This window comes from Thalassospira sp. CH_XMU1448-2 (genome assembly GCF_037027285.1).
GTDB lineage: Bacteria > Pseudomonadota > Alphaproteobacteria > Rhodospirillales > Thalassospiraceae > Thalassospira > Thalassospira profundimaris_C.
In genome coordinates this window covers 1,204,457-1,224,955 of the sequence record NZ_JAYMEA010000001.1, presented here as the reverse complement: position 1 = coordinate 1,224,955, position 20,499 = coordinate 1,204,457, and the positions used below count along the sequence as shown (strand labels likewise).

Sequence of the window (20,499 nt, the reverse complement as noted above, 5' to 3'; positions counted from 1 at the left end):
AAATGTTGTTTGATGGGTCGCCGATCCTTCAGAGCCTTTATCTCCACCACTTGAGCGACTGTCACGGGAAGCATGAGCTCCCTCGTTGCCTTTTTCGTCGCCAGCACCAGGCCCTCCGTAGCCACCGGTATGGAAAACTGCTCTGTCACCTAAAAATACTTGCGGCTTAAACCACATAGTCATTTCTCCTCAATCAAGTTGAAATTTTAGGCGATTGAATATCAGCCGAAAAACTACCGAAGAGAAAATTTGAACAAAAATCGCGAGCAACAAGAATTTTAAAATATGCCACGAAATGATGAACCCAAAAGCTGCAAAAACCATAACCACAAGAACAAGATCTATTGCAACAATAGCCATTAAGCTTTCTGCAAAAATCCTGAATAGAATCAAGTAGTAAAATAAAGATATTACAACAAAAATCCCTCCAAAAAACAGACCTCCCAGAAGACTTTCAAATCCAATGTAAAAGTAAAAAAACACCAGCAAGCTCAAAGGTATCGACTTCACAATATGGAAAATATAAATCTTCATCTTTCCCTCAAACTCTCATCCCGGTACCGCAACATCGGACCGAGGACATATTCCAATAATCGACGCTCACCAGTCTGAATATCGGCCGTAACCGTCATACCAGGCTGCAAAGGCGCTTTACGCCCGCGTACCGTCAGGTATTGCTGCGCCAACTCGACCTTGGCAAGGTATACCGGCCCTAGCTTCTCATCCACAACCGCATCCGGCGACACATCGATCACGGTACCGTCAATAGCGCCGAACTTGGTGAACTCGAAGGTTTCCACCTTGATCCGGGTCTTCTGACCGATATCGACGAAACCGGCATCCCGGTTGGCAAGCTTGACCTCGGCCACCAGTTTGCTGTCATCAGGGACGATCTTCATCAGGGTTTGGGCCGCTTCAACCACCCCACCGACAGTATTGACTGCGAGTTCCTGCACTACACCATCAATCGGTGCGCGCAGGACCTGCTGATCGCGGCGACGTTCTGCCTTGATGCGTTCCTGCACCAGTGATCCGAATTCCTGGTCCAACCGCGCACGTTCGTCAAACAGGCTTTCTTCAAAATCGGCCACCGTACTTTGCAGCCGTTCCTGCGCCATGGCGATATCAGCATTGGCCTTTTGCAGATCAAACTGCAGTTGACGGCGTTCCTGCTGGCGTTCGACAAATTCCTGCTCAAGCTCAAGCAGCGACGTTCGGGTTGCGTAGCCATCGGATGCCAGTGACCGACGACCTTCGACACGTTCTGTGATCAACGGCAGGATGGCATTAACCCGGTCAATCGACACAGCAATGCCGTCACGTACGGCGCGGAGTTGCAGGACTTCCTGATTGATCGTTTCAACGCGCTGCTGTTGTGCACGGGCTTGTCCAATCATGGCATCGAATTCGGCGATAGCCTGACGCTCCGATGCCTCCGCCGGAGGCAGAAAATGGCTGGCCGGATCGTTGAAGTCGTTTACAAGCGCATTAAGACGGGCAAGCTTAAGCCCGGTGCTTGCAAGGTCTTGCTCGATCCTTGTCAGATCCGCCGTGCTATCGGTGCCATCAAGTACAATCAGCTGATCGCCCGCCTTGACTTGTTGCCCGTCACGGACATTGATTTCACGCACGACGCCGATCTCAAACGGCTGGATAACCTTGACCTTGCCGGTCGGGACCAGTGTTCCTTGGGTCGGGCTGACAATGGCGACTTCCGACATCCATGCCCACAACCCCGCAACCAGAAACAGCACCATCAGAACAATGGGCAAAATCCAGGCCACCGGGTTGGGGGCACGCTCGGTCACCTCGAGGATGCCGGGCATGAAGGCGCTATGATCCTGCTTCATCATTCTGCGGCCTCCTGCGATTTCTTGGTTGTTGATTTGGCTGGTGTCGCACTTTGATCGGTATTGCCACTTAGACCGGCCTGAATCGTATGCAAACGCGCATAAGCCCCGCCAAGCTTCAGAAGATCCGAATGCGTTCCACTTTCAACAAGACGACCGTTATCAAGCACAAGAATACGGTCCGCGTGATGCAGGGTCGAAAGGCGGTGTGCGGCAACAAATACCGTCCGCCCCTTGGTGATGGTCTGCATCTGGCTCTGGATTGCGCGTTCCGATGCGCTATCGAGCGAACTGGTCGCCTCGTCAAGGAGCAGGATTGCGGGATTGGTCACAAGCGCGCGCGCCACTGCAATCCGCTGCTTTTGCCCGCCCGACAGAATACCACCCCGTTCACCAATCACCGTGTCATAGGCTTGTGGCAATTGAGTGATGAATTCATGGGCATTGGCAAGTTTGGCGGCGGCGATTACGCGCTCCATCGGCATACCGGGCATGGCTATGGCGATGTTCTCACGCACGGTGCGGTTAAACAGGAAATTGTCCTGCAGTACCGCCCCGATCTGCCGACGCAGCCAGGCTGGATCAGTTGCCGCGATATCCATCCCGTCAATCAGGATACGCCCACCCTCGACCGGATAGAACCGCTGGATCAGTCGCAAAAGCGATGTTTTGCCCGCACCCGATACACCAACCAGACCAATCACCTGTCCCGGCTTGATCTCGAAACTGACATCATCAAGGATTTTCGGCCCATCGGGGACATAGCGGAACGTGACATGCTCGAACTTCACGCCACCCGAAATACGCGGCATTTGGGACCGCTTGGCATTGCGACCAGGCTCTGGTACAGCATCGAGAATATCTGCAACACGGCGGAGCGCAACTTTGGTCTGGGCCAGTTGTTGAAGCAACTGGGCAATGCGCATAACCGGCGCGGTTACCCGCCCGACCAGCATGTTAAAGGCGATCAACTGCCCGGCAGTCAGGCCGCCATCCATGACCATGCGCGCGCCGAGCCACAACGTAAGGGCAATGAGAACCTTGTTGAGGAATCCGGCGGCCTGCTGCGTCGCCGAGCTTACCTTGTCCGCACCATAGGCAGAATCTGTGCGTGCTGCGACCTGATCTTCCCATTGGCGCTGCATTTGCGGTTCGATCCCCAGCGCCTTGACAGTTTCCATCCCGGAAACCGCCTCGACCAGAAGCGACTGGGAGTCCGCATTATCCTTGAACCGTTCCTGGAGCTTGTCCTTGATGAATGGCCCGATCAGGCCATAGATAATCAGGATGGCCGCGACAAATCCGACAACAATGGTCGCCAGGATCGGCGCAAAACCGAACATCACGATCAGGAAGATCGCGGTAAATCCAAAATCGACAAAGACGGTCAATGCCGATCCGGTCAGGAAGGCTCGAACAGATTCCAGCTCCTTGATCCGCGCGACCGTATCGCCCGTCCGCTTGCCAGAAAAATACGCCATCGGCAGACGGGTTAGATGCCGGAAAACAGTTGCACCCAGTTCGGCATCAATCTTGTTGGTGGTAAGCGAAAACACATATCGCCGTAACCCGCCAATAACGAGGTCAAACACCGCAATCGCCACCAGCCCGATTATCAGAACATCAAGGGTCGACATATTGCCCGAGCTCAGAACCTTGTCGATGATCACCATGACAAAGAGCGGCGTGATCAGTGCAAAAATCTGAATAAACAGGGACGCCGCCATTGCATGCGACAATGCCGCGCGATGCTTTTTCAAAAGTGGAAGGAACCACTTGAACCCGAATGGCTGCACGGGGCCGTGCGATGCCCCATCTTCAGTCGCCCGTTTTCCCCGCGCGATCAAAAGTGCAGCCCCGGAAAACTCCGAGATGAATGTTTCTTCTTCTACAAGAACCGGTTTGCTCTGCTTTGGATCACGCACGAGCAATCGGCCATCGCTGGCGCGCCGCGCAACAACCACATAGCAACCATCATTCATCCGGGCAATTAACGGGAATGCTATATCGGAGAAATGCTTTGGCAGAAGCGTAATCTTCTTTGCCTTCGCGCCATAGCGTTTGGCAATACGCAGGATTTCCGCATCATCAAATGCGGCTTCCCCAAGCCCTGCGTCATATTTGATTTGGTCAGGATCAGCGCCGAAGCCATGCATCGCCAGCACCAAGGCAAGCGAAGACAAACCCGTGTCCAGATCCCGGTCAAGAACCTCTGGTTCTTTCATTCTGTGCGGAGCCCTCAACTAAGCGTTTTCGGCTCCCCCAAGACTTTTTATCTTTATTGCCACATATAATAGCGAGCTAAAGTCAGAGCACAACCTACCCAAACGAACAGGCAGCCCCATGACAAATTTATTCACGGATCAAGACAGAGAATAGCTTGCCATAACCACAAATTATGACAATTCGGGTGGCTGGTCCGTCAGGTTAATTTCATTTGGGAAGAATGAGAGGCAATGGAGCAGTGAATACGCTCTGTAAACACTGCTCCATAGTAGACCCGGAGGGACTTGAACCCCCAACCAGACCGTTATGAGCGGTCGGCTCTAACCAATTGAGCTACGGGTCCCCAAGACAAAAGTCCGGGTAAAGAAAAGACCGCACCAGATGACTGGTGCGGTCCCGAAAACTAGCGATTTTCGGGCCAAGGTCAAGCCCGAACGTCGTCTGAATTCTTAATAATCGAGGAACGAACGCAGTTTGCGCGAGCGCGACGGATGTTTGAGCTTGCGCAGCGCTTTTGCTTCGATCTGACGGATACGTTCACGGGTCACGGAGAACTGCTGACCAACCTCTTCGAGGGTGTGGTCAGTGTTCATGCCGATCCCAAAACGCATACGCAGAACACGTTCTTCACGCGGGGTGAGCGATGCCAGAACCCGTGTGGTGGTTTCACGCAGGTTGGCCTGGATCGCAGCATCAAGCGGCTGAACGGCGTTCTTGTCTTCGATGAAGTCGCCAAGATGGCTGTCTTCCTCGTCCCCGATCGGGGTTTCGAGCGAGATCGGCTCCTTGGCGATTTTCAGAACCTTGCGAACCTTTTCAAGCGGCATCTGAAGCTTTTCTGCCAGCTCTTCCGGGGTCGGCTCACGACCGATTTCATGCAGCATCTGACGCGAGGTACGCACCAGCTTGTTGATGGTTTCGATCATGTGAACCGGAATACGGATCGTACGGGCCTGATCGGCGATAGAACGCGTAATGGCCTGACGGATCCACCAGGTCGCATAGGTCGAGAATTTGTACCCGCGGCGGTATTCGAATTTGTCCACCGCCTTCATCAGGCCGATATTGCCTTCCTGAATCAGGTCAAGGAACTGAAGACCACGGTTGGTGTATTTTTTGGCAATCGAGATCACAAGGCGCAGGTTGGCCTCGATCATCTCTTTTTTCGCACGACCGGCTTCGCGTTCGCCCCTGTTCACAACACTGTAAACGCGGCGGAATTCGCTGATCGGAAGGCCGACCTCGGCCGAAACACCACCAACATCTTCGCGCAGTTTGGCGATTTCTTCGGGATAGCGTTCGATAAAGGCTTTCCAGCCCTTGCCCGGAAGACCGGCAACGCGTTCCATCCAGTTCGGGTCAAGTTCATGACCCTGATACTGTTTGACGAAATCCGGACGCTTGATCTTGCAACGATCGGCAAAGCGAAGAAGCTTGCCTTCAAGGCCGAGCAAACGGTTGTTAAGACCCGTCAGGTGGTCAAGAAGCTCTTCGATACGGAAGTTGTTCAGGTGAACGTCTTCCATCAGCTCGACCATCTCGTTCTTGAGCTTGGCATAGCGCTTCTCGGTCGCAGCCGGAACCGCTTCACCCTTGTTAAGGGCAACCAGTCGCTGTTCCTGGGCCTTATGGAGCTTTTCATAGGTCTTGGCGATGAGTTCGAATTTCTCAAGAACCTGCTCGGTCAGTTCTTCTTCCATCTTGGAAAGAGAAACGTTGACCTGTTCGTTCTCGTCTTCGTCGTCATCATCATCGCCGTCGCCGCCCTCTTCGCCGTCGGAATCCCCGGACTCTTCGTCGTCCTCGTCTTCCTCTTCTTCTTCGGCGTCATCGCCACCGATCGGCTCGGGGGTTTCGGTTTCGGCTTCTTCGTCCTCGTCGTCATTGGCAGAATCGAAGCTTTCGACATCCGCCTCTGCATCAACTTCTTCTTCCTCGCCTTCCTCGGCAGCGATTTCGGCATCCGGGCCGCCGCCATAGGTGGTTTCAAGGTCGATAACATCACGAAGCAAAAGTTCACCAGCCTGAAGCTGATCATGCCAGTTCACGATGGCACGAATGGTCAGCGGGGATTCACAAATCCCGCCAATCATCATGTCACGGCCGGCCTCGATACGCTTGGCAATGGCGATTTCGCCTTCGCGCGACAGCAGCTCAACACTGCCCATCTCGCGCAGATACATGCGCACCGGATCATCGGTACGGCCAACATCTTCTTCCGAAATATTGCCGCGCGGATCCGAATCCGAATCATCATTGTCGTCGTCATTGTCATCTGCGTCGTCGCCATCGATGACATTGATGCCCATCTCGTTGAGATTGCTCATCACGTCTTCGATCTGCTCTGACGAGAAATGTTCCGACGGCAGAGCCGCGTTCAACTCATCGACCGAGATGTGGCCTTTCTCCTTGCCCTTGGCAATGAGCTTCTTGATGGCCGCTTTATATGTATCGAGAAGAGGTCCGTCTGCGTTTTCAGAAGAGTTCTTTTTCTCTTCAGCGTTCGAAGTCTTAGACGACATCTATTCCCCGTTTCCCGCTGGGTACATTCGTACCGTTGTTGTCCCACGCGCTGTCTTGTCAGCGCAAATCACAAATAGCCCGATCGCCGATCCTGAATGCAGAACACTCAAAGATCAGTCGTCGAGCTTGAACACTTTTTCCCGGCGACGGGCGAGATCCTCACGCCTGTGAGAAAATCTCTCCCATTCTTCCTGACTGGTATCTGCTGCCAACTGTCGGACGGCGTATTTTGCCTCTTCGTCCTCCAGGGAGCTTACAGCCATGGAAAAAACCTGTTTCCAACCCGTTCTGGCCCGTTCGAGCGGCGTTTCGGGCTTGGCGAAAGCGGCGTGCGCAATTACATCCGCACTGACCACCCGCAAAACTGTCTCTGACAGCCCGTCGCGCTCCAAATGGGTCCTGATTGAATCGGAATCAAGTCCAGGATCGTCATCAAGCAGCTTTAAGACGGCCCGACGAAGATTGTCAAGCGCGGAGTCTGCACAACTATAGATTCCAAGCTGTTCACCGATCTCGTCATGCAGGGCAGGATGATTGATCAGTGTCAGCAAAAGAATGGAGTCCTGCAGATCGCGCTTCTTCTGCATCGGAGGTCGCGACATGCCCGGCACTGCTTTCCCGGCCGGACCCAAGAAATGGTCATTTTTCCCGCGTTTGCCACCCCGTGGCAGCTTTTTATTTTGATATCCACCGCCCGAAGCAGCGCGCCCGACGGGCCTGTTTCCGCGCTCACCCTTGAACAGTTTCCAGATCCGGTCATTGAACATCGACTTGTACTGGCCGCGTACGGCCTCATCGGCAATCACCGAAATACGCTGATTGATATCAGCTTCAAGGGCCGCACGCCGTTCCGGGGTATCGATCTTGTGCGCCCCGACATCCATCCGCCAGACCAGCTCGGCCAGCGGAACCGCCTGATCAATGATCTTCTTGAAGCTTTCAAAGCCACCGGGACCTGCCATCAGACTATCGGGATCCTCGCCCTCAGGCAGGATGGAAAACAGCAATGACTTGCCCGGGCGCAGGATCGGAAGGGCGCGCTCGGCTGCACGCACCGCCGCACGTTTCCCGGCTGCATCGCCATCGAGACACAGGACCGGCTCGTTGGTCATTTTCCAAAGCTCGCCGATCTGCTCCTCGGTCACAGCCGTTCCAAGCGGCGCGACAGCCCCCCGGAAACCGGCGCGATGCAGGGCGATCACATCCATATAGCCTTCGGTAACGATGATGGGGGCATCATGGCGCGCCGCCTCGCGCGCCTGCGGCAACCCGTAAAGCAAGCGGCCCTTGTGAAATAGCGGTGTGTCCGGGCTATTAAGGTATTTCGGCTTGGTATCGCCCATCACGCGCCCGCCAAAGGCCACCACCCGGCCACGCCGGTCAAGGATCGGGAACATCACCCGGCCACGGAACCGGTCATAACTTTGCCGACTGTTGTCTTCAGGCTCGATCAGAAGGCCTGCTTCGATCATCAGCCTTTCGTCGATATCCTCGCGCTTGAGCGCTGCTTTCAGGGCCGCACGGTTATCGGGCGCAAAGCCAAGGCGGAAATCGGTAATGGTTTTGTCGTCAAGGCCGCGACGATGAAAGTAATCAAGCCCTTCCTTGCCCTCGGGCATGCGCAACATGCGCTCAAAAAACACACAGGCCGCCTCCATCACCTCATAAAGGGTTTTGGCCTTCTGTTCGCGTTCCTGGGCTTCACGTGACGGTTTGGGCACCTCCATGCCGACCTGATTGGCAAGGACCTCGACCGCCTCGACAAAGGTCAGACCACGGGTATTCATCATGAAACTGATGACATCGCCATGCGCCCCACAGCCAAAGCAGTGATAGAAACCCTTTTGCTCATTGACCGTAAACGACGGGGATTTTTCGGAATGGAACGGACACAGACCGGAATATTCGCGGCCGCGTTTGATCAGCTTCACCGATGAACCGACAATATCTGCCAGTCCTACCCGTGCCCGCAGGTCGTCCAGAAACGACTGGGGAAAGCTCATGATGTCCCGATCCCGTTTATGGTTACGCGTGTGCGCAACCCTGTTGATGGTCTTTGCCCCAACCCTGCCTTTTACGGGTGCGCCATTATAAATCATGTGCGCGCATGGCAGGCTTTAGGGACGACGAAAGCCGGACGATTTTACACGCCCGGCTTCCAAATTAAATAGGACTGTCTGGATTAACCCAGAAGTTTTTTGGCAACGCCACCTGCTTTGCCGAAATCCATGGTGCCGCTATATTTGTCGCGCAGGGCTGCCATGGTGCGTCCCATGTCTTTCAGACAGGTCGCGCCGATTTCGGTAACAGTTCCACGCACGGCTTCCTCGATTTCAGCATCAGAAAGCTGTGCGGGCAGGAACTTTTCGATCACGCCGATTTCTGCGGCTTCCTGATCAGCAAGTTCCGGGCGGTTGCCCTTGGTGTACATCTCGATGCTTTCACGGCGCTGTTTCACCATTGCCTGAAGCAGATTGATGATGTCGTCATCCGTGATGCCGTCGGTATTGCCCTCGCCCCGTGCAGCGATATCGCGTTCTTTAAGTGCTGCCAGAATAAGGCGCACGGTGGTAACGGAGCAGGCATCCTTGGCAAGGACAGCCTTTTTCAAAGCGTCGTTAAGCTGCGATCGCAGCATGGCTCATCTCTGATTCTGTGGAAGAAAGGACCGAACATACCCCATTACGGCATTCGACGCAAAGAAAACCTTCCCCCGCAAACCGTTGATTTTCCTTGGAAAATAAAAGTTTCGATGGGTTCTTGACAGGACCGGACGACTCCCGTAGACATCCGCCAATTTGCCTACCGGGATTACGATTTGCTTCGCTTCCAGCACGGCCCGCTGTGAAATCACAGATGCACAGTCCAACATGCTGGGATCGACTTGGCACGTCCGCATGCCCGGTATGCAGTCAGATTGCAGTCGTTTTTGTCGGCTTGCCTGTATTTATTATATATAAAGACTCCGTGTCTCACCGTGGAAAGATCGAAAGGACATTTGCCAATGTCAGCGCCCACGCACACCCCGCCTCCTGGTGCTTCTGCCGTTCTGGTTCTCGCAGATGGTTCAGTATTTTGGGGACGCGGCGTCGGTGCCCGAGGAGAGGTCGTCGGTGAAGTCTGCTTCAACACCTCTATCACGGGCTATCAGGAAATCATGACCGACCCATCCTACGCGGGTCAGATGATTACCTTTACCTTCCCGCATATCGGCAACGTCGGCACCAACGACGAAGATATTGAAAATGCCAAACCGGTCGCCCTTGGCTGCATCTTGCGCCAGGACATCACCGAGCCTTCCAACTATCGTGCCCGGAAACATTTCAACGAATGGCTTGCCGAACATGGCCGTATCGGGATCGCAGGTGTCGATACCCGTCGCCTGACCAAGCGCATCCGTACCGAAGGTGCTCCCAATGGCGTGATCTGCCATAACCCGGATGGCGTCTTTGATATTCCGGCCCTGATTGCCAAGGCAAATGAATGGCCGGGCCTCGAGGGCATGGATCTTGCCAAGGATAACAGCTGCACGACCGGCTATGACTGGGAAGAAACCCTGTGGTCGCGTGAAGGCGGTTACGGCAAGCTTGGCAATGCCAAACACCATGTCGTCGCCATCGATTACGGCGTAAAGCGCAACATCCTGCGCAATCTCGCAAGCCTTGATTGCAAGGTCTCGGTTGTTCCGGCCACCACCTCGGCTGAAGAAATCCTGGCGATGAGCCCGGATGGCATCTTCCTCTCAAACGGTCCTGGTGATCCTGCTGCAACTGGCGAATATGCGGTTCCGACCATTCGCAAGCTGATTGATAGCGGCAAACCGGTCTTTGGCATCTGCCTTGGTCATCAGATGATGGCGCTCGCCCTTGGGGCGAAGACCAAGAAAATGGATGTCGGCCATCGCGGTGCCAACCACCCGGTCAAGGACACCACCACCGGTGTCGTCGAGATCACCTCGCAGAACCACGGCTTTGTCGTTGACAAGGACAGCCTGCCTGACGATGTCGAAGCAACCCACTTCTCGCTGTTTGACGGGTCGCTTGCGGGTCTGCGCGCCAAAGACAAACCGGCCTTTGCGGTTCAGTACCACCCGGAAGCTTCCCCGGGGCCGCATGACAGCCACTACCTGTTCAAACGTTTCGTTGGTCTGATCGAGGAAGCCAAATCCTGATCTCCGGGTCAGGACACGCTCCAAAGATACGCGATTAACGGACTTAAACGAGGCGGTGCAGCACGTGCGCCCGCCCTGCGAAAAGCGGAAAACGACATGCCGAAACGTACAGATATCAAATCAATCCTCATCATCGGTGCCGGTCCGATTGTCATTGGTCAGGCTTGCGAGTTTGACTATTCCGGTGCCCAGGCCTGCAAGGCCCTTAAGGAAGAGGGCTACCGTGTCATTCTGGTCAACTCGAACCCTGCGACCATCATGACCGACCCCAACCTGGCCGATGCGACCTATATCGAGCCGATCAAACCGGCGATGGTTGCCAAAATCATCGAAAAGGAACGCCCGGACGCGCTTCTGCCGACTATGGGTGGCCAGACCGCATTGAACACGGCACTTGCCCTGTTTAATGACGGCACGCTTGAAAAATACGGCGTCGAGATGATCGGTGCGAAAAAGCACGTCATCGAAAAGGCCGAAGACCGTCAGCTGTTCCGCGATGCCATGGACAAGATTGGTCTTGAAAGTGCGCGCTCTGCAATGGTTCGCACCTTCGAAGACGCGGTCAAGGCGCTCGAGATCACCGGCCTTCCGGCCATCATCCGCCCAAGCTTCACCCTTGGTGGTGAAGGTGGCGGTATTGCCTATAACCGTGAAGAATTCGAACAGATCGTCCGCAACGGTCTGGCGATTTCGCCGACCCACGAAGTTCTGATCGAAGAATCCATTCTGGGCTGGAAAGAATATGAGATGGAAGTTGTTCGCGACAACGCGGATAACTGCATCATCATTTGTTCGATCGAAAACGTCGATCCGATGGGCATCCATACCGGTGACTCGATCACCGTCGCCCCGGCGCTGACCCTGACCGATAAAGAATACCAGATCATGCGCGATGCCTCGCTGGCAGTTCTGCGCGAGATCGGTGTTGATACCGGTGGCTCGAACGTTCAGTTCGCCGTAAACCCGGAAGACGGTCGCCTGATCGTTATTGAAATGAACCCGCGCGTGTCGCGTTCCTCCGCACTGGCATCCAAGGCGACCGGTTTCCCGATTGCCAAGATCGCTGCCAAGCTTGCGGTTGGTTACACGCTTGATGAACTTGATAACGACATCACCGGTGTCACCCCGGCATCGTTCGAACCGACCATTGACTATGTCGTCACCAAGATCCCGCGCTTTACCTTTGAAAAGTTCCCGGGTGCGAAGCCGCTTCTCGGTACGGCGATGAAGTCGGTCGGCGAAGCCATGTCAATTGGTGGCAGCTTTGCCGAAAGCCTTCAGAAAGGCCTGCGTTCAATGGAAACCGGCTTGACCGGCCTGAACGAAGTCAAAATCGAAGGTGCCCCGGACAAGGCGGCAATCCGCGCTCAGCTGACCCAGCCGATCCCGTTCCGCATTCTTTATGCAGCACAGGCGTTCCGTCATGGCATGACGCTTGAAGAAATCCAGTCGGCAACCAAGTTCGACCCTTGGTATCTCAAGCAGCTTGAAATGCTGGTCGCCGAAGAAGAAAAAGTCCGCGCCAACGGCATTCCAAGCGACAAGCAGGAATTGCTGCGTCTCAAGAAACTCGGTTTCTCTGACGCCCGTCTGGCCGAGCTGGCAGGCAAGGAAGAATACGCGGTTCGCGCCGACCGTCAGGCTCTTGGCCTGCGTCCGGTTTACAAGCGCATCGACACCTGTGCTGCCGAATTCCCGTCACGTACCTCGTACATGTATTCCATGTATGAAGGTGACGGCTTCTTCGAACCCGAAAACGAAGCCGAGGTTACTGATCGCAAGAAAGTCATCATTCTTGGTGGCGGCCCGAACCGTATCGGTCAGGGCATCGAATTCGATTACTGCTGTGTGCACGCGGCCTATGCGCTGCGCGAAGCCGGTATCGAAGCGATCATGGTCAACTGCAACCCGGAAACGGTTTCAACCGACTATGACACCTCGGATCGTCTGTATTTCGAACCGCTGACCGCCGAAGACGTGATCGAGCTCTGCCAGCTTGAACAGTCCAATGGCGAGCTGCTTGGCGTGATCGTTCAGTATGGTGGTCAGACCCCGCTGAAACTTTCGGCTGCTCTGGAAAAGGCCGGTATTCCGATCCTCGGCACCAGCCCCGACAGTATCGACCTTGCCGAAGACCGTGACCGGTTCCAGGCCCTGATCCACAAGCTTGGCCTCAAGCAGCCGGCAAACGGCATTGCCCGTTCGGTTGACGAAGCTGTCAAGATCGCCGAAAGCATCGGTTACCCGATCGTGATCCGCCCGTCCTATGTTCTGGGCGGCCGTGCGATGGAAATCGTTCACACCACCGAAGACCTTCTGCGCTACATGCAGGAAGCCGTCCAGGTTTCAGGCAAAAGCCCGGTTCTGATCGACAGCTTCCTTCAGGATGCGATCGAGATCGACGCTGATGCTGTTTCTGACGGCGAAAACGTCTTTGTCGCAGGCATCATGCAACATATCGAAGAAGCCGGTATCCATTCGGGTGATTCTGCCTGCTCGCTGCCGCCTTACTCGCTTGACGACGCAATGATCGAACGCCTCAAGGCCCAGACGGTTCAGCTTGCCAAGGCACTGAATGTTGTCGGTCTGATGAACGTTCAGTTCGCGATCAAGGATGACACGATCTATCTGATCGAAGTTAACCCGCGTGCTTCGCGTACGGTTCCGTTCGTCGCCAAGGCAACCGGCAACCCGATTGCCAAGATCGGCGCACGCATCATGGCTGGCGAAAAGCTTGGTGATTTTGAAATTGATCACGGTCCGTTCAAACATGTCGCAGTCAAGGAAGCGGTCCTTCCGTTCAACCGCTTCCCGGGCGTTGATACCCTGCTTGGCCCGGAAATGCGTTCGACCGGCGAAGTCATGGGTCTTGATACCGATTTCGGTCGTGCCTTTGCCAAGGCACAGATGGCTGCCGGCCATACGCTGCCGCTCGGTGGCAAGGTCTTCATTTCGGTTAAAAACCATGACAAACCGGCCGCTGTTCAACTCGCACGCGACGCGATTGCCCTTGGCTTTGGTGTGGTTGCGACCCATGGCACAGCAGAAGCTCTTGAAAAAGAAGGGCTGGACGTCACCCCGGTCAATAAGGTACAGGAAGGACGTCCCCATATCGTGGACATGATGAAGAACGGCGATATCAACCTGGTATTCAATACCACCGAGAGCAAACAGGCTGTGGTCGACAGTTTCTCGATCCGTCGTACTGCCCTTACCGATGATATTCCGTACTACACCACTGTCGCCGGTGCCCGCGCAACATTGCGCGCCATCGACAACCTGAAACGCGGCGCACTTGAAGTTCGCGCGGTTCAGGAATATCTTGGGGACAAGTACTGAGGTTCTTCACCGAACCCGACTGAACAGTTTAAACCGCCCGGCGGTAAAATGCCGGGCGGTTGATTTTGTAGTATCGACCTCTAATAAGAATAGGCTGTGAGCGCGATGGAAAAAGTACCAATGACCCCGCAAGGGCATCAGCGCCTCGAAGAAGAACTGAAGCATCGCAAGTCCGTCGAACGTCTTGAAATCATCAAGGCAATCGCGGAAGCCCGCGAACATGGTGATCTTTCGGAAAATGCCGAATACCATGCCGCACGCGAACGCCAAAGTTTCTGCGAAGGTCGTATTGCCGAGCTCGAAGATGTCCTGAGCCGTTCCGAAGTTATCGACGTTCCGTCCCTGGCGGGCAGCGTTGTCAAGTTCGGCGCAAAGGTTGATCTTGTCGACGAAGATACCGACGAAGAAACCACCTATCAGGTTGTTGGCCCGATTGAGGCTGACATCAATGCTGGCCGCATTTCAACGACCTCGCCGATTGGGCGTGCGTTGATTGGCAAGTCCGTTGGTGACTCCGTCGAAGTAACCGTCCCGGGCGGCATCAAAAGCTATGAAATTCTGAAGGTCGATTTCTCGTAAATCGGAAACCACCCAGATCAGGAAAACGGTCCGATGCATTTCGGGCCGTTTTTTTATACCGCCAGATCGGCATGAACCGATATCAAACAAAAGGCCGGGCAAATTACTGCCCGGCCTTTGCACGTTGGGACGTCTATCGTAATTGATTATCCGGCTTTTGCCAGACGTTCGAGAACCGCTTCGATATTGCGGTTAAGGTCGGTTGCCTCTGAACCAAGATGATCGGCACTGCCAAGCATTTCGGTTGCGGTCGCACCGGTTTCTTCGGCGATCTGCGACAACTGATGGATCAGATCCGAAAGATCGCGGGTAGCTTCAACCGTAATGCCAAGGCTTTGCGCAATCTCGCGGGTTGCTGACTGCTGCTGTTCCATGGTCGAGGAAATCGTTGCGGCCACTTCGACCATATCACCGATGGTTTCCGATACCCCCTTGACCGCAGACACCGAATCCCCGGTTGCAGCCTGGATTTCGGCAATCTGCTGGGCGATCTCGTCGGTCGCACGCGCAGTCTGGTTAGCGAGGTTTTTGACCTCATTGGCAACAACAGCAAAGCCTTTGCCTGCTTCGCCAGCGCGCGCGGCCTCAATGGTTGCGTTCAATGCCAGAAGGTTGGTCTGCGATGCGATATCGGTAATCAGATTGACGACTTCGCCAATCTTTTCTGCCGCATTCGACAGCCATTCAATCCGTTCACTTGCCGTTGTCGAACGATCCACCGCATTGTTGGTGATTTCGCGCGCACGCCCGATCTGACGCGAGATTTCCTCGGCCGATGCATTGATTTCATCGACTGCGGATGCAGCAGACTCAACGTTCTGAGAGGTTTCTTCAGACGCATGAACCGCACCCTTGGATGCTTCACGACCAACACGGGCACGCTCATTCATCACCTGCGCCCGATCTTGCAATTGAACAGACTCCGCGTCCACCGCACTGGCCGATTTTCCGATCATCGCTGAAATCTGGTCAGCCAGTTCGCGCTTGAACTGGTCACGTTCGATCTGGCGCTGTTTGCGAAGTTGCTCATTCTGGGCCAGCAGATCTTCTGCTGCTTTTGCCGCTTCGACCGCCTCGGTACGTGCAGTTTCCGCATTGGCCAGCGTGTTATAAAGGCTTTTGCACGACCAGATCAGAACACCTGCCTCGACAATCACAATCACCGCATGCAGGACAACACGCCAGAACTGCGCCCCCTCGGGGAAAACCCAATAGGGAACCGCAAAGTTCAAAATCAGGTGATGAAGCGCAATGACCCCCGACACGACAACGATTGTCTTCCAGCACACAAGCGCACCAAGTACGGCAAGGGCAGCAAAGAAATACATATGTATGTCAATCTGCCAGGGATGCCCGCGGAATGCATAGACCAGCACCCCGACTTGCAAGATCATGGCAGACGATACGATAAAGCGTGAAATCTGGGCCTGTTCACCTGCGATGCGATAGATCACAAAAGCGATGACAGCAAACACTGCACTGGCAATGGCCGGAGACACGGCATCGTTGCTGGCAATGTAACCTGCAATACCGCTTAGCGGGATATGCAGTGCCAGAATCACAAACAATGCCCTGAGCGCGTTCGCCCGAATTTCAAGTAACTTTTCCATAAACACATACCCAAACGTCAAAAAGGGTTACTGGTTTCGCCAGAGTCAAAACATACCGAAGCAACCAGCGGAGACAGGGCAAACATCGCGCCGAAATCGTCGGCCTTGGGCACCATGCCATCATCACGAACGACAACAGCCATATGCCCGAAACCACCAAACCTGACCACACGACCACCCGCCGCACCGACCTGTGAAAGGATTTCATCCTCAGACAGGGACAGCGGGAAAACCATACCGACACCTGCCATCCCGTCCGACGGACGGTATGACAGCAACACCAGCAACAATACCCCCGCCAGGGCGAACATCATTGTTGGCACAATTCCCGACCATCCGGGTTCTGTTGTGGTCGCTATGTCTCTGGTTTTGTGGAGAGTTTTGAACGCTTCCAACTATTACCCTTATATATAATAACTATCCCATTAGTATAGGCACAAAGGTATGTATGGTTAAACGACAGCCTTTACAAGGATTTTCATCCTTACGTTTAGTGGGGTTATTCTGACAGAATTTAGACCAGATTCCTGCCGAATTTTGAATTAAACATTTTATTTCAAATACTTAATCGACAGCCAAAACCAGCTACCGAAGAACCCCAACGCCCCTCCTCTGACGCATGCCACCCTTGATGTGAGCGAATGGCATAAACCGCAAACAGGTGGCCTCGGACCTCGTCTGCAGGAAGTGGCCACGGCACGAACTCCGGGCACAAAAAAACCGGTGTCTGATCGACACCGGTTCATGAAGCTTCGCGAGACCGTCGGGGCTCAGTCTTCGGCATCTATATCAATCGGAACACCGGGCATGTTTTTCGCAGTTCGGATCGACAGGGCCGACTTCACGTGATTGACGTTTTCAGCAACGGTCAGTTCCGTGGTCAGGAACTTTTGATACTCGTCCCAGCTGTGTGAAACGATCTTGAGCAGAAAATCCATCTCGCCTGCCACCATGTGGCATTCGCGAACTTCCGGCCAGTTCGCGGCACGGGATTCAAATGCGCGAAGGTCATGTTCGGCCTGGCTTGCAAGACCGACCATCGCAAACACGGTCACATTGTAACCAAGCGCCTGCGCGTCAACATCGGCATGATAGCCCTGAATAAAGCCGGTTTCTTCGAGTGCGCGCACACGACGCAAACAGGGTGGGGCCGAGATACCTGCACGTCGTGCAAGTTCCACATTGGTCATGCGGCCATCTTCCTGTAGATCGCGCAAAATTCTGCGGTCGATCTTGTCGAGTTTGACCCGTTGCATTTATTCCTCGATTCTGTGCGCGAAAGTTACCCCGATTGAAACAATATTACAGCGAGGCAAGTTGCTGGCAATAATATATTCCGATCAGGAATGCAATCTTGTGCTTGGATGCCGTAACTGAAAATGCAGTAGAATCCGCTTTTTGGCCCCCCTGACCGCCACGAAAACCGGCCTTGTCCGTGTCCTTCAAGGCCATAGCAAAACTACCTGTTTCGACCGTAAAATTTCACCATTCAAAAAACGCCATTTTGCGCAGGCAAAGTTTACGTGAAGCGGTTGCGTCTTGTTCAGACTGCCCATATGTTCGACGGCAGCTTTTATCAATCTCGGACAGATACAAAGAACATGGCCCAGGAACATCAGACCAAAGTCCTTATCATCGGCTCCGGCCCTGCTGGCTACACAGCGGCAATCTATGCCGCACGTGCCAACCTTGAACCCATGATGGTCATGGGCCTTCAGCCGGGTGGGCAGCTGACGATCACCACCGATGTCGAAAACTTCCCGGGCTTTGCCGATGTCATTCAGGGTCCATGGCTGATGGATCAGATGAAGGCACAGGCCGAACATGTCGGCACCAAAATGGTGCATGACCTGATTACCGAAGTCGATTTTTCCAAACGTCCGTTTGTCTGCAAAGGCGACTCCGGCGATACCTACATTGCGCAAACCGTGATCATTTCGACCGGCGCACAGGCGCGCTGGCTTGGTCTTCCGGGCGAAGAGAAATTCAACGGTCGCGGTGTTTCGGCATGTGCAACCTGTGACGGGTTCTTCTATCGCAACAAACCGGTCACGGTTGTTGGCGGCGGCAACACCGCCGTTGAAGAAGCACTCTATCTTGCCGGGATCTGCTCGAAGGTGACCCTGATCCACCGCCGCGATGAACTGCGCGCCGAAAAGATGCTTCAGGAACGTCTTCTGAAACACGAAAAGATTGATGTTGTCTGGGACAGTGTTGTTGACGACATTCTGGGCGGTGACGGCCCGATGGATGGCGTCGAGGCGGTACGTGTCCGCAACATTAAAACCGACGAAGTCACCGACATTCCGGCGGATGGTTTCTTTGTTGCGATTGGTCACGATCCGGCAACCGCAGTTTTCAAAGGCCAGGTCGACATGGATGACGAAAACTATGTTCTGGTAAAGCCGGGCAGTACGGTTACCAACGTACCGGGCGTGTTTGCCGCAGGCGACGTGACCGACAAGGTTTACCGTCAGGCCGTGACCGCGGCTGGCATGGGCTGCATGGCCGCCCTTGAAGCTGAAAAGTTCATCTCTGAACACGAAGCATGATCGGGACGTGAAGCGCGCCCTGACAAATCCGGGACACGCATACGATCCATGACAAGTGGCTCGAACCGAGATTGGGGGATGCATTTTTGCATCCCCTTTTTTCATGGTTCCAAATTGCTTTGATCCGGCCAATTGCCTGACATTTCACAAAAAACGCCCATATTTGAAAATGAATAATGGGAAAATGCCTGCTTGCAGAAAATGCTGCAGGCCTCATATTGGTTATTAATTGTGCGGTTGGGTCGTTTGTGTGACGCGCTTAACAGTGTTGAAACCAAATTACCCATAAAAGAAGAGAAGTATTATCAGGGGACTGGCGCAGAACCGTGCGGCAGTGACATCTAGGAGCGGGTCTATGGACTGGGACAAGCTGCGTGTATTTCACGCTGTTGCGGAAGCCGGAAGCTTCACTCACGCAGGGGAAAACCTTAATCTGAGCCAGTCGGCTGTAAGCCGGCAGATCAGTGCACTTGAAGAAAGTGTGAAGGTTCCGCTCTTTCATCGTCACGCCCGTGGCCTGATCCTGACCGAACAGGGTGAACTTCTCTATCGTACTGCGCATGACGTCTTTGCCAAACTATCGATGGCCGAGGCCCGCATTCGGGAATCCAAGGAACGTCCAAGCGGCCCGCTGAAAGTCACCACCACGGTTGCCTTTGGTTCGACCTGGCTGACCCCGCGCATCAATGAATTCCTGGAACGCTACCCGGAAATCGAACTGTCGCTGGTGCTTAATGACGAAGAACTCGATCTTGCCATGCGCGAGGCCGATGTAGCCATCCGTATGCAGCCGCCCCGTCAGGCCGACCTGGTCCAGCGTCAGCTCATGACACTGCGCTATCACGTCTTTGCATCGCCGGAATATATCAAGCAGTACGGCATGCCCAAGACGCCCGAAGATCTCAAGGATCACCGTCTGATCATCTATGGTGCCGATGCGCGCCCGCCAGTTTCAAACGTCAACTGGATGATGGCCACCGCACAGCAATTCAAACCGGACATGCGCCCGATCCTGAAGCTGAACAATATCTACGGGATCTTCCGTGCGACCGAGTCCGGTCTTGGCATTTCGGCCCTGCCAGACTACCTGCTGCCGACCAACAGCAATCTGGTCCGCATTCTGCCGGAACTCGAAGGACCAAGTTTTGACGCCTATTTCGTTTATCCTGAAGAATTGCGTCATTCAAAACGCATTGCCGTATTCCGCGATTTCCTGATCGAGGAAATCTCGAAGGTCAAGGCAAAGGCAGCCGCCGCCGCAACATCGGCCAGCACTGACAAATAACCTGCCCCACTGCCATATGACATTACCAACGGCCCGGTTTTCCGGGCCGTTTTGTCTTGCGGATGACGCAAACAACTGACGACTCCCCCAAAGGACAGCCAATTGCATGGCACCTGAAGCCTGACACAAGCCGAAACGCGCCCGCTTAAGCTGTTTATTCAGTTCACAGTCCTGCATTACCTGATCCGGCGGGTTCATATAGCCCCCGAGCCCCACAACTTTTAGGCATCATTGCCCAACAAGTCGCAACCCCTAGGCAACCTCAATCAAGAGTTTCATCCAAAAATGCTCGGATAAGCGGTAACAGTCGCGCCCGCATTCACCTGTTTGATGATGCGTCAGACGCGGGGCACGTCATAATTGC

The 20,499-nt window shown here is 54.3% G+C and carries 13 protein-coding genes and 1 tRNA gene; 5 read left to right on the top strand and 9 right to left on the bottom strand.

What is annotated here, in order from left to right; translation table 11 throughout:
* Positions 1–530: 530 nt before the first annotated feature.
* From WA318_RS05565 to WA318_RS05540, 6 genes are all read right to left on the bottom strand, one after another.
* Positions 531–1,853 (bottom strand): HlyD family type I secretion periplasmic adaptor subunit, encoded by a 1,323-nt coding sequence (locus WA318_RS05565; protein WP_336080227.1) that lies wholly within the window; start codon positions 1,851–1,853, stop codon positions 531–533.
* On the bottom strand, positions 1,850–4,075 hold the full coding sequence (locus WA318_RS05560; RefSeq protein ID WP_336080226.1) for a peptidase domain-containing ABC transporter: 2,226 nt from the start codon (positions 4,073–4,075) through the stop codon (positions 1,850–1,852). The genes WA318_RS05565 and WA318_RS05560 overlap by 4 nt, the downstream gene beginning before the upstream one ends.
* 270 nt (positions 4,076–4,345) lie before the next feature.
* Positions 4,346–4,419, bottom strand: a tRNA-Ile gene (locus WA318_RS05555).
* Positions 4,420–4,525: 106 nt separating this feature from the next.
* Entirely contained in the window at positions 4,526–6,598 is a 2,073-nt protein-coding gene (gene rpoD / locus WA318_RS05550) for an RNA polymerase sigma factor RpoD (RefSeq protein WP_114098035.1), read from the bottom strand.
* A 114-nt stretch (positions 6,599–6,712) separates the two neighbouring features.
* Positions 6,713–8,602, bottom strand: coding sequence for a DNA primase (gene dnaG / locus WA318_RS05545; RefSeq protein ID WP_336080225.1), 1,890 nt, complete (start codon positions 8,600–8,602; stop codon positions 6,713–6,715).
* A gap of 179 nt (positions 8,603–8,781) precedes the next feature.
* Positions 8,782–9,237, bottom strand: a complete 456-nt coding sequence (locus WA318_RS05540; RefSeq protein WP_114098033.1) for a GatB/YqeY domain-containing protein — start codon at positions 9,235–9,237, stop codon at positions 8,782–8,784.
* A 366-nt stretch (positions 9,238–9,603) separates the two neighbouring features.
* Between WA318_RS05540 and carA the strand changes: the two genes are divergently transcribed.
* From carA to greA, 3 genes are all read left to right on the top strand, one after another.
* Complete coding sequence (gene carA, locus WA318_RS05535) at positions 9,604–10,770, top strand: glutamine-hydrolyzing carbamoyl-phosphate synthase small subunit (RefSeq protein ID WP_336080224.1); 1,167 nt, start codon at positions 9,604–9,606, stop codon at positions 10,768–10,770.
* A 96-nt stretch (positions 10,771–10,866) separates the two neighbouring features.
* Positions 10,867–14,109, top strand: coding sequence for a carbamoyl-phosphate synthase large subunit (gene carB / locus WA318_RS05530; protein ID WP_336080223.1), 3,243 nt, complete (start codon positions 10,867–10,869; stop codon positions 14,107–14,109).
* Between the two features lie 105 nt (positions 14,110–14,214).
* A complete protein-coding gene (gene greA / locus WA318_RS05525) occupies positions 14,215–14,688 on the top strand; it encodes a transcription elongation factor GreA (RefSeq protein ID WP_114098030.1) in 474 nt (157 codons plus the stop codon).
* Between the two features lie 146 nt (positions 14,689–14,834).
* On the opposite strand, the gene WA318_RS05520 is transcribed toward greA, so the two are convergent.
* The 3 genes from WA318_RS05520 to WA318_RS05510 all read right to left on the bottom strand — a co-directional run bounded on the left by WA318_RS05520 (position 14,835) and on the right by WA318_RS05510 (position 17,554).
* Positions 14,835–16,298 carry a methyl-accepting chemotaxis protein gene (locus WA318_RS05520; RefSeq protein WP_114098029.1) on the bottom strand — a complete coding sequence of 488 codons (1,464 nt, stop codon included), beginning with the start codon at positions 16,296–16,298 and terminating at the stop codon, positions 14,835–14,837.
* A gap of 17 nt (positions 16,299–16,315) precedes the next feature.
* Entirely contained in the window at positions 16,316–16,612 is a 297-nt protein-coding gene (locus WA318_RS05515; RefSeq protein ID WP_114098028.1) for a hypothetical protein, read from the bottom strand.
* 456 nt (positions 16,613–17,068) lie between these two features.
* Positions 17,069–17,554, bottom strand: a complete 486-nt coding sequence (locus tag WA318_RS05510) for an Lrp/AsnC family transcriptional regulator (protein ID WP_114098027.1) — start codon at positions 17,552–17,554, stop codon at positions 17,069–17,071.
* Positions 17,555–17,899: 345 nt separating this feature from the next.
* Between WA318_RS05510 and trxB the strand changes: the two genes are divergently transcribed.
* A complete protein-coding gene (gene trxB, locus WA318_RS05505) occupies positions 17,900–18,850 on the top strand; it encodes a thioredoxin-disulfide reductase (RefSeq protein ID WP_336080222.1) in 951 nt (316 codons plus the stop codon).
* A 355-nt stretch (positions 18,851–19,205) separates the two neighbouring features.
* On the top strand, positions 19,206–20,135 hold the full coding sequence (locus WA318_RS05500; RefSeq protein ID WP_114098026.1) for a LysR family transcriptional regulator: 930 nt from the start codon (positions 19,206–19,208) through the stop codon (positions 20,133–20,135).
* The last annotated feature ends 364 nt before the right edge of the window (positions 20,136–20,499 follow it).

What these genes read in the sequence shown, in the direction of transcription:
- WA318_RS05565 (WP_336080227.1), bottom strand. Translation starts at nt 1,853, where the DNA reads ATGATGAAGCAGGATCATAGCGCCTTCATGCCCGGCATCCTCGAGGTG.
- WA318_RS05560 (WP_336080226.1), bottom strand. Translation starts at nt 4,075, where the DNA reads ATGAAAGAACCAGAGGTTCTTGACCGGGATCTGGACACGGGTTTGTCT.
- rpoD (WP_114098035.1), bottom strand. Translation starts at nt 6,598, where the DNA reads ATGTCGTCTAAGACTTCGAACGCTGAAGAGAAAAAGAACTCTTCTGAA.
- dnaG (WP_336080225.1), bottom strand. Translation starts at nt 8,602, where the DNA reads ATGAGCTTTCCCCAGTCGTTTCTGGACGACCTGCGGGCACGGGTAGGA.
- WA318_RS05540 (WP_114098033.1), bottom strand. Translation starts at nt 9,237, where the DNA reads ATGCTGCGATCGCAGCTTAACGACGCTTTGAAAAAGGCTGTCCTTGCC.
- carA (WP_336080224.1), top strand. Translation starts at nt 9,604, where the DNA reads ATGTCAGCGCCCACGCACACCCCGCCTCCTGGTGCTTCTGCCGTTCTG.
- carB (WP_336080223.1), top strand. Translation starts at nt 10,867, where the DNA reads ATGCCGAAACGTACAGATATCAAATCAATCCTCATCATCGGTGCCGGT.
- greA (WP_114098030.1), top strand. Translation starts at nt 14,215, where the DNA reads ATGGAAAAAGTACCAATGACCCCGCAAGGGCATCAGCGCCTCGAAGAA.
- WA318_RS05520 (WP_114098029.1), bottom strand. Translation starts at nt 16,298, where the DNA reads ATGGAAAAGTTACTTGAAATTCGGGCGAACGCGCTCAGGGCATTGTTT.
- WA318_RS05515 (WP_114098028.1), bottom strand. Translation starts at nt 16,612, where the DNA reads ATGATGTTCGCCCTGGCGGGGGTATTGTTGCTGGTGTTGCTGTCATAC.
- WA318_RS05510 (WP_114098027.1), bottom strand. Translation starts at nt 17,554, where the DNA reads ATGCAACGGGTCAAACTCGACAAGATCGACCGCAGAATTTTGCGCGAT.
- trxB (WP_336080222.1), top strand. Translation starts at nt 17,900, where the DNA reads ATGGCCCAGGAACATCAGACCAAAGTCCTTATCATCGGCTCCGGCCCT.
- WA318_RS05500 (WP_114098026.1), top strand. Translation starts at nt 19,206, where the DNA reads ATGGACTGGGACAAGCTGCGTGTATTTCACGCTGTTGCGGAAGCCGGA.